At 60.9% G+C, this 15,676-nt stretch carries 12 protein-coding genes and 2 riboswitches; of the genes, 9 read left to right on the plus strand and 3 right to left on the minus strand.

All coding sequences use genetic code 11. From position 1 onward, the window contains the following. A partial coding sequence (locus KUW18_RS00005; protein ID WP_222560509.1) for a hypothetical protein occupies positions 1–229 on the plus strand: 229 nt, incomplete at its 5' end. A gap of 387 nt (positions 230–616) precedes the next feature. Here the strand turns inward: KUW18_RS00005 and KUW18_RS00010 are convergent. Then, positions 617–2,296, minus strand: a complete 1,680-nt coding sequence (locus tag KUW18_RS00010; protein ID WP_222483863.1) for a diguanylate cyclase — start codon at positions 2,294–2,296, stop codon at positions 617–619. 154 nt (positions 2,297–2,450) lie between these two features. Between KUW18_RS00010 and KUW18_RS00015 the strand changes: the two genes are divergently transcribed. Both KUW18_RS00015 and KUW18_RS00020 read left to right on the plus strand, forming a co-directional pair. Next, complete coding sequence (locus KUW18_RS00015; RefSeq protein ID WP_222560510.1) at positions 2,451–3,299, plus strand: hypothetical protein; 849 nt, start codon at positions 2,451–2,453, stop codon at positions 3,297–3,299. A 72-nt stretch (positions 3,300–3,371) separates the two neighbouring features. Continuing rightward, positions 3,372–3,535, plus strand: a riboswitch (TPP riboswitch). Positions 3,536–3,613: 78 nt separating this feature from the next. Beyond that, a complete protein-coding gene (locus KUW18_RS00020) occupies positions 3,614–5,059 on the plus strand; it encodes a sodium:solute symporter family protein (RefSeq protein WP_222560511.1) in 1,446 nt (481 codons plus the stop codon). 263 nt (positions 5,060–5,322) lie between these two features. Here the strand turns inward: KUW18_RS00020 and KUW18_RS00025 are convergent, their stop codons facing one another. Together KUW18_RS00025 and KUW18_RS00030 are read right to left on the minus strand one after the other, a co-directional pair. Next, a complete protein-coding gene (locus KUW18_RS00025) occupies positions 5,323–6,612 on the minus strand; it encodes an LLM class flavin-dependent oxidoreductase (protein ID WP_261396368.1) in 1,290 nt (429 codons plus the stop codon). Beyond that, positions 6,612–7,415, minus strand: coding sequence for a 3-oxoacyl-ACP reductase (locus KUW18_RS00030; RefSeq protein WP_222560512.1), 804 nt, complete (start codon positions 7,413–7,415; stop codon positions 6,612–6,614). The genes KUW18_RS00025 and KUW18_RS00030 overlap by 1 nt, the downstream gene beginning before the upstream one ends. 47 nt (positions 7,416–7,462) lie before the next feature. After that, positions 7,463–7,560: riboswitch (TPP riboswitch) on the minus strand. 532 nt (positions 7,561–8,092) lie between these two features. On the opposite strand from KUW18_RS00030, the gene KUW18_RS00035 reads away from it, so the two are divergent. From KUW18_RS00035 to KUW18_RS00060, 6 genes are all read left to right on the plus strand, one after another. Beyond that, positions 8,093–9,760 (plus strand): BCCT family transporter, encoded by a 1,668-nt coding sequence (locus KUW18_RS00035; protein ID WP_261396369.1) that lies wholly within the window; start codon positions 8,093–8,095, stop codon positions 9,758–9,760. After that, the gene (gene hutH, locus KUW18_RS00040; RefSeq protein ID WP_222560513.1) at positions 9,753–11,273 is read left to right on the plus strand and encodes a histidine ammonia-lyase; all 1,521 of its coding nucleotides are present in this window, start codon (positions 9,753–9,755) and stop codon (positions 11,271–11,273) included. The genes KUW18_RS00035 and hutH overlap by 8 nt, the downstream gene beginning before the upstream one ends. Before the next feature lie 161 nt (positions 11,274–11,434). Then, entirely contained in the window at positions 11,435–12,229 is a 795-nt protein-coding gene (locus KUW18_RS00045) for a thermostable hemolysin (protein WP_224851769.1), read from the plus strand. Continuing rightward, complete coding sequence (locus KUW18_RS00050) at positions 12,222–13,955, plus strand: AMP-binding protein (RefSeq protein ID WP_222485712.1); 1,734 nt, start codon at positions 12,222–12,224, stop codon at positions 13,953–13,955. The genes KUW18_RS00045 and KUW18_RS00050 overlap by 8 nt, the downstream gene beginning before the upstream one ends. Then, positions 13,948–14,724 carry a TenA family transcriptional regulator gene (locus tag KUW18_RS00055; RefSeq protein ID WP_222560514.1) on the plus strand — a complete coding sequence of 259 codons (777 nt, stop codon included), beginning with the start codon at positions 13,948–13,950 and terminating at the stop codon, positions 14,722–14,724. The genes KUW18_RS00050 and KUW18_RS00055 overlap by 8 nt, the downstream gene beginning before the upstream one ends. Beyond that, positions 14,721–15,557, plus strand: a complete 837-nt coding sequence (locus KUW18_RS00060; RefSeq protein ID WP_222560515.1) for an SDR family oxidoreductase — start codon at positions 14,721–14,723, stop codon at positions 15,555–15,557. The genes KUW18_RS00055 and KUW18_RS00060 overlap by 4 nt, the downstream gene beginning before the upstream one ends. Positions 15,558–15,676: the final 119 nt, after the last annotated feature.

Genomic DNA, 15,676 nt, shown 5'->3' on the forward strand with positions numbered 1-15,676 from the left:
CAATGAGCGCCTCGCTGTTGCCGAGCGCTTTGCTCAGCGCCCTGCGAGGAAGGCGTATTCTACAGAATCGAAGCGTTTCGTCAAGCGCTTTCTTTTGCGTCCTGCAAGCGATGCTTGCAGACTTCAAAAGAGAGCGAAGCGTGCCTCAGCGCATCCTTTGATGCCCTGCCGGCGACTCCGATCAAGTGGCGAGCATTTTACCGATTTTTCGTTGCTCGTCAAGCAGTGATCTTTCCGAGAAGCTTCAAAAAGCCTTTTCAAATCAACTACTTTTACCACTCTTTACCGCCTGTGACGTTTGCTCGTCGCCGGCAGCGGATGCGTACTTTACGGATCTCGAGGCAGCTTGGCAATAGCCTGGATCAAAAAAACTCATCAGCGCATGACGGCTCTGTTATGTCCTCGCCATAACGTTCGCGGAAACCCACCTTTAGTCGCCGTCATTGCCACATCCATACACCGTCGCAAGGCATCGGCACGCAAAAGGCCCTGGCATCGCCAAGGCCTTCACGCCACTACACCTGGCAAGAGACCTGGCAAGACACCTTGCAGGGAACGAGCACTAGCGCGCCGAAAGCGAAGACCATCAAAAGACCAGCAAAAGACCAGCCTCTGTTTAGGCCATGTGACGCTTACCACATACCCGGTTGCGTCCGGCGTGTTTTGCGGCGTACAGCTCTTGATCCACGCGCTCAAATAGCGACGTAAACGTCTCCCCCTTGGTGTAAGCACCGACGCCCATGCTGATGGTGATGTTCAACTGCTGACCGTCTGCAAGTTCGATCTGGCTCTGGCTGATGGCCTGACATACACGCTGCGCCGCGCTCATGGCCTCCTCCAATGCGGCATGACGCATGACGATAACGAACTCCTCGCCTCCGGTACGGGCCACCAGGTCACCATCACGCAGACACTGCTCAACGGCCTGACCGAGCCACACCAAGACCTGGTCTCCTACCACATGCCCATAGTGGTCATTCACTTGCTTGAAGAAGTCGATGTCCAGCACAGCCAGGGCAAAGCCCGTCCCCCGTGAAGTGCTCTCCTCTATAAGTTCGTCGACATAGCGATCGAGCTGCGCCCGATTGGGCAATCCCGTGAGCGGGTCACGCAATGCCTGATCTTCCAGCTCGTCGCGCTCCCTCTTGATTCGCGCTACGTCCAGTTCGTTGGTAATCACTCGCTCTACTGCACCGGTCAGCAGACGCACCAGCTCAATATCAACCTCTGAAAAGGGCTGGCGACGAGGTCTAGCGCTGGAAAAATTAAGCGTTCCCCAGACGGAGCCCTCTATCCAAATGGGCGCACCAATATAGGTTTCCAACTGAAACGCCTGGTAACAGGGGTGCCCGCTAACACGCTCATCACACCTGGCATGATGGGTAGCAAAGACGTCACACGCATCAAGGGTAAGACGGCAATACGTATCTCCCAGAGGAAAGGTATCCCCAGGACCTACCGGCGCCCCATCACTGGCCGCCCAGCGCACGCTGTACTGCTCACCCACCACCTCGCTGACCAACGCGATGTCCAGGCCCAGGTAAACAAGCGCATCTCGCAGCAGCATATCGACGATCTCGGACGTCTCGATATCCGTGCGGTTAACGCCGGTGTGCACATCCCGTAGCAGCTGGATCATCGATCGGTATTCAGAGACGTCCTGAATGATGGCGTAGAAGCCCGCGACACCGTCATCCACGATATCCGGCAAGTAGTTCACCTTGAAAAATGCTCTCCTGCCGTCCTGCAATACCAGTGCATCCTCGTAGCTGACCTCTACCCCCGCCAGGGCACGCGCGAAGCGCGGCTGAATCTTCGCATAGGAGGAGGCGTCGAGAACCGATGCCACCGGCTGACCTGCCAATTCAGACGACGTAAGGCCAATGAAGTCCTGATATGCCTGATTGTTGAAGCGAAAGCACAGGTCTCGATCCACGTAGGCCACCATGACAGGAAGATGATCCGCTAGCCGAGCCACCACACCATGATCAGGTCGTTGCTGCATCGGCAGACGCAGCACCATGCTGCCATCAGGCAGCATCACGTAAGCCGAGCTACGGCTTTGCCCCCTTCCCTGCTCGTCCCACTGCCTGCCCGCACCCGCCATGGCTTCTGCAAGCCTGGCGGAGTGCCCCTGCAGCTCCGACAACGAACGTCCGACAACCTCATCGCGAGATCCTCCCAACACCGACGCACAATCGCCGGCCACGTCTAGCACCACCGCCGCTGGCGACACCCTGACGAGTACCGTCCCGGCAAGCGTCAATGCTTCTCGCACCCAGGCATACTGGTCCATGCTGGCTCTCCTGGTCGTTCCCCTGACGTGATAGGACGCACAAGCATCCTTCTGGCCTGCTCATGAATTTGGCTGTTTGTATGGTTGAATGCATCAGAATTTTCCACGCTGCGTGGACAGTACGTTCGCTCACGGTGCTCAAGAGGCGAATGCCATGTATTACCAAAACTTGATGGCGATCGAGCGAGCTCTCTCGCTCACGTACCAAGGACGTGCCGCCTGGCTGGAGACTCAACTGGGCAGCGCTTACGGTCTTGTGGATTACCGTATGCAGACCACTCAAGCGGAGCCGGTTGACGAGGACGGCAACGCCTACCGACTACCGCATCCGTTTAAGGACCTGCGCCAGCACGCCGACGTCCATCACTCCCCCCTGACGACAGTCCATGTCAGCCAGGGTCGCGACCACGTCGCGGAACTACTGCTGCCGGACAGCCCGACACAGACCCATCTGGAAGTCCTGCACGCGACGCTGCTCGGACAACCTGCGCTGGTTCGCCTTATCAACTTGAATGGCTCCCCCGCCCGACTGAGGCGCGTCGAGCAACATGAGCCACTGGTACAGCAATGCGATCAGCTGCTTGCGCTGCTGATCCAACCTGCGCTGCGCCTGGTAATGGCTGGGCCGATCAGGGACGTGCATCGCATTGGCCTGCATGCCCATCAGAGGGGATTTGAAGTCATCTGGTGCAGAGGCCAGCCAGGCACTGCGCTTGCCGAAGACACTGTCTCACCAGACACTCCCACGTCAGACCTGTCCTTTCCCATGTCAGACCTGTCCTTTCCCATGGAAGTCCAGCACGCTGAAGCCGCCCACTTTCTTGCCGGCGGCGGAGGGCATCGGCGCACCCTCGTGCTGAACGCTACCTCTGATACGTCGCTGGCAGAGGTGGCGAAGAGCTCGGGTTGCTTCGACTGCAACAACAACCCCCACCCCAGGCTCTCGGAGACGACCCACTGGCTGGATCGGGCCTGCCAAGCAATGTCACTCGAGGGGCGTTAGCGGCGCGATGCTTCCGCAACGAGCGCCCTACCTTTCTGCAATTGACAGCCCCACTAGCCGGCCCTAGTCTGGACCTCTTCCTAGGGGAGCCCTACTGGCCATACAGGTCGTGACAGCGCCGCGACAGCGCTGTATCGCACCAAGGCCATAGTACGGGGCTGAGATTCCGCATTGCGCGGTAACCCTTTGAACCTGATCCGGGTCATGCCGGCGAAGGGAAGGATGGTTGCCGCACTCCCTCTTTCTTCCTGCCCGCCGTCCGTCCCGATGTCCACTGGTCCCTGCGGACAACGATAAGAAAGAGGTTTCTCTCGATGATGCTCGACCCTCTCTGGACGGCGCTGTGGCTGCTGCTGTGCGCTGCCATCTTTGCCATTCCAGGCCTGCTCTACGCCCGACGCCGTCGGGGCGGCCTTGATGACTACATCTCCGCACGAAACAGCCAGAACACTCGTGCCACGGTGCTGACGTTGATTGCCACCACACTGGGCACCTGGATCCTGTTTGGACCGGCCCAGGCTGCCACCTGGGGCGGTATCGCGGCGGTCATTGGCTACGCGCTCGGCTCCATGGTGCCTCGCCTGGTGATGATTCCTCTTGGTCGACGCATGCGGGAGCTGATTCCCGAAGGCCACGGCCTGACCGAGTTCGTGATCCACCGCTACGGCCGCACGATGTATGCCTTCACCCTGGCGATTATGCTGTTCTACCTGTTTATCTCTCTGGCTGCAGGGCTGACCGCCATTGCCCACATGGTGACCCTGCTGGCCCCCATCCCCCTCTGGCTAACCGCCAGCGTGGTGATGATCGCCACCCTGCTCTACACCTTTTACGGCGGTCTGCGTACCACCATCTTCACTGACAAGGTGCAGATGCTGGTGATCCTGCCACTGCTGGCTCTCTTGCTCATGTTTGGCTGGCAGGCGGCGGGTGGCGTTGCTCCGACGCTCGAGGGGCTGCGCGAGCGCGCTCCGCAACTGCTGGATATCACCGATGCTGGCGGCCTGCGCGCAGGCCTGACCTTCTTTCTCGCGGTGATGCTGACGGGTCTGTTCTACCAAGGAACCTGGCAGAGGATCTATGCGGCCCGGGATACTCGCGTGCTCAGGCGTGGCTTCTGGATCGCGGGACTCTTCAACTTCCCGGTCATCGTGCTCATGGGTCTGTTCGGTCTGGCGTTCATCGGCCTAGGACTTGAGGGAGACGGCTCCGTCGCTCTGTTCAGCGTATTGTTGTCCGACGTGCCTCTGTGGTTTGCCTTGGCCCTGATTCCTCTTGGCCTTGCGCTGGTAATGAGTAGCGCCGACACAACGATCAATGCCACCTCCAGCATTATCGCCGTCGACATGCACAGGCTGCTGCCCCAGGCCAGTGAGGCGGCCTTGATGAGAATGGCGCGCTGGCTCATCGTCGTCGCTGCAGTACCAGTGACGTGGGTCGCTGCGCAGGGCTACAGCGTCCTCTACCTGTTCCTGCTGGCAGACCTGCTGTGCTCTGCCGCAGCCTTTCCGGTGTTTTTCGGCCTGTTCAACCGCCGCTATCACGGTCGCAATGCAGTGATCAGTACCGCAGCAGGTCTGCTGGCCGGACTGTGGATGTTCCCCTCGCCTAACGGTGGCACCGCGACATTACTGGAATCCTTCCTGCTGGCTGCCTTTGTTCCGGTGCTCGTATCTCTCGTCCTGATGAAGCTGATGCCATCCCGGGAGAGCTACGACTTTGACCGAATGAGCGGCCTGGTGAGACGCTTCCAGAACTAAGGAAACGCTGAATAAATGTTTCGAGCGATGACAGGTCGGTAGCTGCCGGAGCGGAAAGACCGGAGTTTACATGCGGTTAAATGAGGATCTTGAGCACCGCCAGCAGCCGAGATATCGAGCGCAGTAATTTATGCAGTGTTTCCCTAAGGCAATCAAACCGACGCCACTTAACCGAAACCATAACGGCGGGGCTAGCTCCCCCGCTGTTATGGCGGCTGTGGCTATAGAGGCTGTCGTATCAGCAGCGTGAGCAAGACGCCCGCTCAGCAGCTGGGGCGTGACAATCCAAGATGATCGCGCAGCGTCTTGCCCACGTATTCCCGGCGGAAGAGCCCACGTCGCTGCAATTCCGGCACGACCTGCTCGATAAAGTCCTCGATGCCGTGAGGCAGTGAGGGTGGCATCAGGTTAAAGCCGTCGGCCCCACCCTGCTCAACCCAGCGCTGCATCTCATCGGCAATCCCCTCCGGCGTGCCCACCATCGTGCAGTGCCCACCTCCGGCGGCAAGCCGTCCCATTAGCTGTCTCAGGGTTGGCCGTTCACTCTCGATAATGCGCAGGATGGTGGCATAGCGTCCTTTCGGACCCGTGAAAGCCTCCAGCGGCGGCAGCGCGGGCACGGGCGCATCCAGCTCCCAGTGACTGACGTCCTGGCCGATAAACTGGCTCAACTGTCGCCGCGAGGCCTCTACCGGCAGCAGCTCGTCGAGTTCACGCTGCTTGCGTCGGGCCTCTTCCTCGGTAGACCCGACGTAGGTCACAAGCCCCGGCATGATCGCCACCCTTGGACGGCCTGCGGCTTTCACCCTCGCCTTGAGGTCAGCGCAGTAAGCCTGGGCCGATGGCAGGTCGTAGGCCACCGCGTAAATGGCTTCGGCATAGCGTGCCGCCAGGTCACGCCCCTGTGCTGATGCCCCGGCCTGAAATAGCACGGGATGGCCCTGTGGCGAGCGCGGCACCGTCAAGGGGCCATCGACCAGAAAATGCTCGCCGCGGTGATGAATCGGTTGCACTTGAGCAGCATCCGCATAATCGCCGTGGCGATCTCGCAGCAGCGCGCCATCGCTCCAGGAGTCCCACAGCGCCAGCACGGTATTGGCAAACTCTTCCGCTCTAGCGTAGCGCTGCGCGTGGCCCGGCATGCCTTCCAGACCATGATTGCGCGCCTCGCTATCGAACATTGACGTCACCAGATTCCACCCAAGCCGACCGCCCGAGATATGGTCCAGCGACGCCAGCATGCGAGCCGCATGAAAGGGAGTATGGAAGGTGCTGGAGACGGTCGAGATCAGGCCAATATGCTGTGTGGCACGCGCCATCGCGGCAAGCATTGTCAGCGGCTCCAAGGTCCACAGCGGGCCATCTGCAACATTGCCCGCGGCATGGCCATCGGCAAAGAAAACGGCATCCAAGCGACCTCGTTCGGCAAGCCTGGCCAGCTCCTCGTAGTAGGCGATATCCGCCAATCGCTCGACGCTGGAATCAGGATGTCGCCAGGCCGCCTTGTGATGACCGCAGCCCAGGATGAAGAGATTCAAGTGCATGGAGGTCATCAGCCTTTCACCAGTCCGCCATCGACAATCAAATTCTGCCCGGTAATTGCCCTGGCCCACGGGGAAGCCAACAGTAGTACCGCGTCTGCAAACTCTTGCGGGGTGGTCACCCGCCGCAGCGGTGTGCTGGCGGCGATCAGGTCAAACACCGCATCGGGTGTGGCGCTGGAAGCGTCCGTGGTGCGCAGCAAACCGCCGGAGACCATGTTGACGCTGATATTGTCAGGGCCGAGATCGTGGGCCAGCGTGCGCGTCAGCGACAGCAGCGCCGCCTTCGCCGCGGTGTAGTCGTGGTAGGGCACCACCGGGTTCTGGAACAGGTTGGTACCGATATTGATGACACGCCCGACACCCGCCTCGCGCATGCCGGGAAGCGCTGCCTGCACTGTATTGAGCGCACCACGCACCACCCCCTGAAGCTGATGGTCCAGATGCTCCCAGCTCAACGAGTCAGGTCCAGGCCGTGCGTCCCCATTGAATGCAAAGTCCGGCAGCGCATTGTTGATCACGGTAGTCACAGGTCCACCGAAGCGCTCACTGGCCCTCGCCAACATGGCCTCCACGCCATCCCGATCGCACACATCCGCAGCGACGGCCAAGGCGTGTTCCGGGTAATCAGCGACCAGCGCCCGGGCGCCTTCTACGCTGCGGCGGTAGTTGACCACCACGCGAGCGCCTTCTCGCAGGAAGGCGCGTGCCAAGTGAGCGCCCAGACCACGTCCTGCGCCGGTAATCAGCACAATTTGAGCGGAGATATCAGGCGCAATGGGGTCGACAACAGGAGAGGTATCGGGAGGGGTCATGCGATGAGTCCTTGGTCGAGGCGGGGAACGCACGTCGAGCCAGGGACAGACGACTGCGCTGACATCCCTTCGCCGGTATGAACTGGATCAGGTTCGACGGGTATTTCTCAGCCCTGGCTCAGCCAGGACACCCCGTGTCATGCGATCTCGACCTTAGCCCATCACCTTGCCCGGAACAAGACAGCGGGTATCAAGCAGATGAAAGGGCCTACCCTGATTTGCCATCCTGGCACACACCGCGACAACCCTATCGCGCCCCGGCCCGTTCACCAAGCAAATGTATACACATTTAAGCGACATCTTTCGACCTTCATGGCTTCGGGCTTTCCTTGCCCTCCAGCGTGTTACTCTGCCTTCTTCTCACCCTCTGTCCTGACACTCCCCCTACCTTGCTACCACCCCCTACTTTGGTACTACCCATTATCGGATCGAAGCTTAGAAGGACATCCAACGCATTGTTTATCAAAGATAAATTAATAGAAGAGCGATCTGTCTTTCAGGGAGCTGACGTGATCGCCAGCTCACTCGGCTCTAGCCTTTTCGATTTTTATTGTATATACATTATGACGGATTGACGGACCGCATCAGCGGTTCGTCAAGGAAGCGCTGAGCACCTCCGCTCAGGCATCGGTGCAGCGTTTCCCTAAGCCTGCCACACGCAGCTGTGAGATCGGCCGATGACAACACCCGACAATGCTGATCCACTGCGCCACCTGGTAACGCCATCACCCGTGGAGAACAAGAATATGTCCGCCTCCAGCAGAAGGCCGCTAAGAAAAGCCGTCTTCATACCCACCTTTTCCATCATCATGGTGGCCGTGGCCACTGGCCTCATCAACAACGACATGCTGGTCGATGTTGCCAAAGGGGTCTTCTACATCTCCCTGTCTGACTTTGGCTGGCTGTATCAGCTGATTGCCGTAACGGCCCTGGTGGTGTCGGGCTTCATCTTCTTCTCCCGGGCCGGTGATATTCGGCTGGGTGGCAAGGATGCAACGCCTACCTTTTCCTTCGCTGCCACCTTCGCCATGGCGCTGACGGGAGGGATTGCCACGGGAGTCGTCACTTACTCCGTCAATGAACCGATCATCTATCTAGGCAACATCTACGGCGAAATCAGTCACCAGAGCTTCGCTCCCGGCAGTGGCGAGGCCGCCATCTTTGCCCTGGCAAGAAGCTTCCACAACTGGTCATTCATTCCCTACGCGCTTTATTCCATCGTGGGGCTGATGATCGGCTACATGCACTTTAACCGCAGAGAACGCTTCTCGATCTCCTCAACCGTCAGCCCCGTACTGGGCAGGCACGGCAGCAAGATCTGGGTAAGGTCCCTGATCGATATCATTTCCGTTCTGGCCATCGCGCTCGGCCTGGCCTCTTCTCTTGGCGCAGGTCTGGCATTGATCAGCTCAGGCATCGAGGCACAGTACGGCATCGAATCCAACGCCATGACCTGGCTGGTGCTGACGATTGCGATCTCGGCGATCTTCATCACCTCCGCTGTCTCGGGATTGAAACGCGGCATCCGCGTGCTGTCATCGATCAACGCCTATATCTTCTATGCCTTCGTCGCGATTCTGATCATTGTCGGGCCCCTCAACTATATTCTGAGCCTCTCGGTGACAAGCCTCGGCTACTGGGCAGACAACTTCTTTCTTTGGGCTTTCGATACCAAGGAGTCTGGTGGCGAAGCGCTGGTCACCTGGTGGACGATGTATGACTGGTCGATCTGGATCGCCTACGCCCCCCTCATGGGACTGTTTCTGGCCCGTATCTCCTACGGCAGAACGCTCAGGGAGTTCCTCATCATCAACTGGATTCTGCCCTCGGTCTTCGGCCTGGTCTGGTTTGCCATCTGGGGTGGGTCCGCCCTCAAATGGCAGATGGATGGAACGCTGGATCTGGTCAGCATCATCAATGACAGCGGCGCGGTATCCGGACTCTGGGGCTTCCTCCAGCACCTGCCCATGGCCAGCCTGCTGGTACCACTGGCGATTTTCACCCTGGTCATTTCATTTGCAACGGCGGCAGACTCCATGTCATCGACCATCGCCACCATCTGCACCAGCAACATGTCCGCAGAAGAGGAGTCGCCCAAGCAGCAGAAGATCCTGTGGGGTCTGTCGATTGCGGCTATCGCCTATGTGATGGTGGCCTTCGGCGGAGGCGCCCAAGGCGTCGATGGCATCAAGTATCTTGCCGCAGCGGGAGGCTTTACCGTGGTCTTCCTGTTCGTGCTGATATTGATCAGCGCCGTGCGAACCTTCATGACTCGCTCCCCCCAGGGTGCTGCCAAGCAGCCGGCCGAGGTCTCTCAGCCGGTGACAGGAGGCGTGAATGAGTAACCCGGTCGTAGTCTCAGACGTAGCCCCCGGCTGGCTGGATGTCATCGCCGTCGCCCGCCAAGGACGCGAGCTGACGCTGGATGAGGGTCGCTGGACACGCATCGAGCGGGCCCGCCAGGTGGTCGAGCAGATGGCGGATGCCAGCACTCACTACTATGGCATCAACACCGGCCTGGGAGCGCTGTGTGACGTGGTGCTGGATCGCCAGCAGCTAAGTGACCTGTCGCGCAATACCCTGATGAGCCATGCCTGCGGAGTCGGAGCCCCCCTGCGGGTCGAACAGGTCCGTGCCATCATGTGCTGCGCGGTCATCAACTGGAGCCATGGGCATTCGGGCATCAGCCCGGGCATCGTCCAAGGACTGCTGGCATTTCTTAATATGGGCATCACCCCGGTGGTGCCAGGCCGGGGGTCTGTGGGCTACCTCACACACATGGCCCATATTGGTCTGGCCTTGCTGGGCGTCGGTGAGGTCGACCATGCCGGTGAACGACGCCCCGCCGGCGACGTGTTCGCTCAGCATGCGCTGACGCCCGTCGTGCTGGGTCCCAAGGATGGGCTCAGTCTGGTCAATGGCACCGCCGCGATGACAGGGCTTGCCTGTATCGCCCTGGACGATGCCCATGTGCTGGCCGACTGGGCCGACGCCATCGGCGCTGCCAGTTTCGAGGCGCTGTCAGGCCAGCAGGCTGCCTTCGCGCCTGAGGTGCTGGCGCTGAAGGGTCAGCCTGGCGTGGTGCGCAGTGGCGCCAACTTGCGGCGACTGCTGGCCGACAGCCAGCACCTGCAGCAGTGTCAGGGCCACCACCTGCAGGATGCGCTCAGCGTGCGGGCCATGCCCCAGGTCCATGGCAGCTGCCGGGAACAGCTTGAGCACGCGATACGCCTGGTCGACGGAGAGATCAGCGCAGCTACCGACAATCCTCTGGTGATCGGCGAAGGCCCACATGCCAGAATCGTGTCACAGGCTAACCCTCATGGGGCGCCGGTCGCCCTGGCCTGTGACAGCCTCGCCATGGCGGTGTGTGAGTGGGCATCTATCTCGGAGCGTCGAAGCTATCGCCTGGTCACTCCCCAGGCCAGCGAACTTCCCGCCTTTCTCACCCGCGACAGCGGAGTGAAGTCCGGACTGATGATTGCCCAGTACACGGCAGCGTCGCTGGCGGCAGAGGTCAAGCGGCTGGCTCTGCCCGCATCGGTCGATAACTATCTCACCTCTGGCCTGCAGGAAGATCACCTCAGTTTCGGCGACAGCGCCGCACTCAAGCTCGACCAGGCGCTGGAAGGCGCTCTTCGCGTGCTCAGTATCGAGCTGTTACTGGCCGTGCAGGCATTGGACTTGATTCCGAACACGGGCTTTGGCCTGGGAGCCGAGCTCACACGGCGCCTGGTCAGAGAGCGTATCGATCACTATGACGAAAGTCGGCCGCTGCATCAGGACATGGAACAGGCCCTGTCGCTACTGAAAAGTGCCACCGCCATCGCGGAGGTACGACGTCTACTCGACGCGTGAGATGACCACCCTTTCTTGCCCCGGGCCAGCAGAACGATGGCCCAGGGTCAGCACTGCGCTGCCAAAAGGCGATTCGCAACAGTTCGACAAGGAAGATTAAGCTTTCGATAAGCTTCGACACCTACAGTGATGGCCATGCCTTTCCCCATGGACGCGATGACATGGCCACACCACTCCCAGCCTCGAGGCAGGCCCTCTTCAGGCCCGCGCTAGACCAACACCAGGGCCCCACAGCCACACCGCCGACAAACATCGCGGTGGGTGTCACGGTCCCTGCTGCCTGCGCCTCGGCCAAGACGTTGGCCTGGCTTTCCGGCCAGCACAGCCAGGAGGCAGCCCACCTGGTGAGCACCGCCTTCCAACGTCGGCACAATGCTGTCGTCCGCCACCAGTATGCTCGCCTGCTGGCCCTCTACGCTGACAGCGGTGAGCTGCTGGCGACCACCGGGCTGAAGCGGGCGGATGAGGGCAGCTTGATGGTAGAGCGCTACCTGACGGCCCCCGTCGACCAGGTGCTAGCCTCCCAGGGGTTGGCCACGTCGGCCCCGACGCGTCACACCATCATGGAAGTGGGCGCCCTGTCGAGTGCCTCCCCCGGGGCTGGCCGACGCCTGATGCTGGCTCTGGTCCTCGTACTGGAACAGTTGAACATCGACTGGCTGGTCGTCACTGCGTCGCGTGACGTCAGGAATGGTCTCGGGCGCCTGGGCATTGCGCTAACGCCTCTTGGCAGCGCTCGCCGCCACTGCTTGCCTGCCACCGAGAACTGGGGACGCTACTACGAGGGGGACCCGAGGGTCGTGGTCATTCGGCCTCTGCAGGTCGCGCTGAGCATGCGCTCGACGCCAATGGGCAACATGCTCTTGTCCAGTGCCCCTCGGCTACCCGCCCACGCCGTGACGCCTACTCCGGCGCTGCCGCCAGTGCCAGCTCCGGAGTTCCATTGCCATGGATAACCTGCTGAAGCGGCTGGAACAACGGGCGACCCTCGCGCCACGTTCAGCGAGCCTGCGAGGCGCTACTGCCAGCGGCAAACTGGTGGCGCTGGATGCCCGCCAGTTGCACGATAGCGTCACCGCATTGGCACAGCAGCTTGCCCAGACAGGCGTTCGTCATATCGGTATTGCCGGCCACAACTCCCCCTCCTGGCTGGTCGCTCAACTGGCGGCTTGGCGCGCAGGATTACCTGTCACCCCGATACCCTCCTTCTTCAGCGATGATCAGGTGACCCACCTGCTCTCCACCACGGGCCTGGATGGCATCCTGATCACCGACGGCAGTTCACTTGACCGCTGGGTCGACGCTCGCCTACTGCCGGTCTTCGACCGCGGGCTCTTACCTGAACAGCAACCGCCCCACGGCATCGGCGTCGAACCCGACGTGGCCCTGTTTCAGCGGGCCAGCATTCCCGCTCCAATGCCCGCGGAAACACGCTTGATCACCTTCACCTCCGGCACCACGGGTACCCCGAAAGGCGTTTGTCTATCGGGCCCCCACCTTGAGTCGGTGCTACTCGGACTGGACGACCGATTGCAGGGCATTGAGCTGACACGACATGGCGTCGTGCTGCCATTGGCGGTGCTTCTTGAGCATCTGGCAGGGGCTCTGTACGCGCTTTGGAGAGGGGCAGAAGTGATCATCGACCCTCCTCAGGTGACCGGTCTCGAGGGCAGTGGCAACCTATCGTGCCCCCACTGGCAGCGCTGGCTAGCCGGTCGCCAACCCGACAGCTTGATCCTCGTCCCCGCCCTGTTGGCGGCTCTGTGCCAGATAGCTCGACAAGAAGACGACGCCCCATGGATGACATCGCTGAACCTGGTTGCCGTAGGCGGTGACCATGTACCTCCGGTACTGCTTGCCGATGCCAAAGCGCTGAAGCTGCCCGTCGCACAGGGCTACGGGATGTCCGAAATGGGCTCGGTGGTTTGCTTGAGTCGCCCCGATGAACCCCAGGATGGCCGCGTCGGGCGCCCGCTGAAAGGACGTGATATCACCACAGACCCATCGGGGCAGTTACTCGTGCATGGCCCACGCATGCTCGGCTATCTGGGCGAGGCGACTGATACAGGGCCTGGCCCAATGGATGTGCCCTGGCCCAGCGGTGATCTGGGTGAGCAGCGCCATGGCGGGCATTGGTACCTTAGCGGACGTCAACGCGATGTCATCATCCTGTCGACGGGACGCAACCTCAGCCCCGAGTGGATAGAGGCCGAACTGGCAACCCTTGCCGGTATCGACCGAGCCTTTGTCTTTGGCGATGGCCTGCCAGGCCTACTGGCGCTGATCTCTCTGTCATCCTGCCAAGTAGATACGACGGCCATCGATTCGGCCATCGCCTCACTCAACCAACGGCTACCAGATTACGCCAGGATCCGCGGCTGGGCAGCGTTGACCGCCGCGCTGCCCGGGCTACCCACGCCACTGTCAGAAGCCAGTCACGAACTGACCAGCAACGGCCGACTGCGCCGTGACGGTGTTCGCCTGCGCAGGCATCGCGATATGCAGCGCCTGGCGGAGCAAACCTTCTGTGAAGCGCCCCCGCCAGAGCAAACCCCATGCGATCCCTTGCACTCAATGCCTGGCGACAGCGCAGATAGCGTCACCAACTCCCTTGTTGAACCGCTTTACCGCTTCTCCCCTCAACGTGTTACCCGACAGCCAGGAAGGCCATCCGATGAATAACCCCATGCACGCAGTACCTGCCCCGGCAACCCCCCTGCCAAACACCGGTGCCCAGCCGGGCTTCTATCAGGCGCTGCTTGACGCCACCCAGGGCGAGCGGCAACGGCTGATGAACGGAGCACTGGTCACGCGAGGCCTGGCGGGTGAACTTAGCCTGGGGGAATACCGTGCTTTCCTGGCCCAGGCCTATCACCATGTCAGCCACACCGTCACCTTGATGATGGCCTGTGGCAGCGAGCTTAGCCGGTACGCACCAGCGCTAGGACATCATCGCTATCAGGCGCTAGCCAATGCGCTTACCGACTACATCGAGGAAGAGAAGGGCCACGAGCAGTGGATTCTCGATGATCTTGAGGCGACCGGCATTGATCGCGAGGCAGCTCGCTCACGGCCGCCGCTACACGAGACCGAGCTGATGGTCGCCTACGCCTACGACAGCATTCGCAGACGCCATCCCCTCACCATGTTTGGCATGGTGCTGGTACTGGAAGGCACCAGCACATCGGCTGCCAGTCAGGCAGGCCGTGCCATCCGCGACAGTCTGGGGCTCGGCGACGATGCCTTCCACTATCTGTTCTCCCACGGTGAGCTCGATGTCTCGCACATGGCCTTCTTTGCCAAGCTGATGGACACGCTGACGTCGCCAGATGACCAGGCCCAGATCATCCGTGCGGCAAAGGCCTTCTATCGCCTCTATGGCGCCGTGCATGATGCGGCGCTCCAGGACGCCACCCACTGGCAGGACCAGATTTGCGAGGACACACCATGAGCACCTTGTGCAATCAACGGGTGCTGCTCACGGGGGCTTCCGGCGGCATCGGCTCAGCGCTTGCCCGCCAACTTGATGAGGAGGGAGCCACCCTCTGGCTGGTGGGTCGAGATACCGGCAAGCTGCGCACGCTCGTCAAACAGCTAGGTGGCGACTTGCCCCGGCATCGACTGCTGGGAGAGGTTGACCTTACCCTTCCCGCTGGGCGCCAACGGGTACTTGCCTGGCTGCAGGAGACGCCCTTGGAGCAGCGACCCTCAACGCTGATACAGTTGGCCGGCATCAACCATCTAGGGTGGTTTCGGCACCACCCCCAGGAGGACATCACCGACATCTTGAACACCAACCTGACGTCGACCCTTCTGCTGACCCACACGCTGCTACCTCTTTTCCTTGAACAACCGGCCGCGACGCTTTACTTCGTGGGCTCGTTACTTGGCCACATCGGCCATCCGGGATACGCCGCCTACTGCGCCAGCAAGGCCGGGCTCAAGGGATTCACCGAGGCACTGGGGCGAGAGCTGGCAGCCACCTCGGTGCGCGTCCAGTACCTGGCTCCACGGGCCACCCGCACCAGCATGAACGACAAGACGGCCGAGGCAATGAACGCCTCCCTCGGCAACGCGGTCGACACCCCCGAGGCCGTTGCCGATGCCATCGTCGCGCAACTGAAAAGCGGCCAACAGCGCAGGCGTCTGGGAACAGCCGAGCGCCTGTTCGACACGCTCAATGGTCTTGCACCAGGCGTGGTCGACAGGGGAATCAACAAGAAGCTGCCCCACATTGCGAGACACTTGGACGCTCGTGCTCCGCTTGAACGTAACGAAACGTGACATATATGACGCCATGGGAGGCTGGTAGCCGTACAAGCAGAGCCTGATGCATCATCGTGTCCCACTCCGTCGAACAAGCATCGACAAGATCTCGGCCGGTTCAAACAAGATGGCGGAAT

Origin of the sequence: Halomonas sp. DP5Y7-2 (assembly GCF_019802025.1) — a bacterium.
Taxonomy (GTDB): Bacteria; Pseudomonadota; Gammaproteobacteria; order Pseudomonadales; family Halomonadaceae; genus Halomonas; species Halomonas litopenaei_A.

What these genes read in the sequence shown, in the direction of transcription:
- KUW18_RS00015 (WP_222560510.1), top strand. Translation starts at nt 2,451, where the DNA reads ATGTATTACCAAAACTTGATGGCGATCGAGCGAGCTCTCTCGCTCACG.
- hutH (WP_222560513.1), top strand. Translation starts at nt 9,753, where the DNA reads ATGAGTAACCCGGTCGTAGTCTCAGACGTAGCCCCCGGCTGGCTGGAT.
- KUW18_RS00010 (WP_222483863.1), bottom strand. Translation starts at nt 2,296, where the DNA reads ATGGACCAGTATGCCTGGGTGCGAGAAGCATTGACGCTTGCCGGGACG.
- KUW18_RS00050 (WP_222485712.1), top strand. Translation starts at nt 12,222, where the DNA reads ATGGATAACCTGCTGAAGCGGCTGGAACAACGGGCGACCCTCGCGCCA.
- KUW18_RS00025 (WP_261396368.1), bottom strand. Translation starts at nt 6,612, where the DNA reads ATGACCTCCATGCACTTGAATCTCTTCATCCTGGGCTGCGGTCATCAC.
- KUW18_RS00030 (WP_222560512.1), bottom strand. Translation starts at nt 7,415, where the DNA reads ATGACCCCTCCCGATACCTCTCCTGTTGTCGACCCCATTGCGCCTGAT.
- KUW18_RS00060 (WP_222560515.1), top strand. Translation starts at nt 14,721, where the DNA reads ATGAGCACCTTGTGCAATCAACGGGTGCTGCTCACGGGGGCTTCCGGC.
- KUW18_RS00055 (WP_222560514.1), top strand. Translation starts at nt 13,948, where the DNA reads ATGAATAACCCCATGCACGCAGTACCTGCCCCGGCAACCCCCCTGCCA.
- KUW18_RS00020 (WP_222560511.1), top strand. Translation starts at nt 3,614, where the DNA reads ATGATGCTCGACCCTCTCTGGACGGCGCTGTGGCTGCTGCTGTGCGCT.
- KUW18_RS00035 (WP_261396369.1), top strand. Translation starts at nt 8,093, where the DNA reads ATGACAACACCCGACAATGCTGATCCACTGCGCCACCTGGTAACGCCA.
- KUW18_RS00045 (WP_224851769.1), top strand. Translation starts at nt 11,435, where the DNA reads ATGGCCACACCACTCCCAGCCTCGAGGCAGGCCCTCTTCAGGCCCGCG.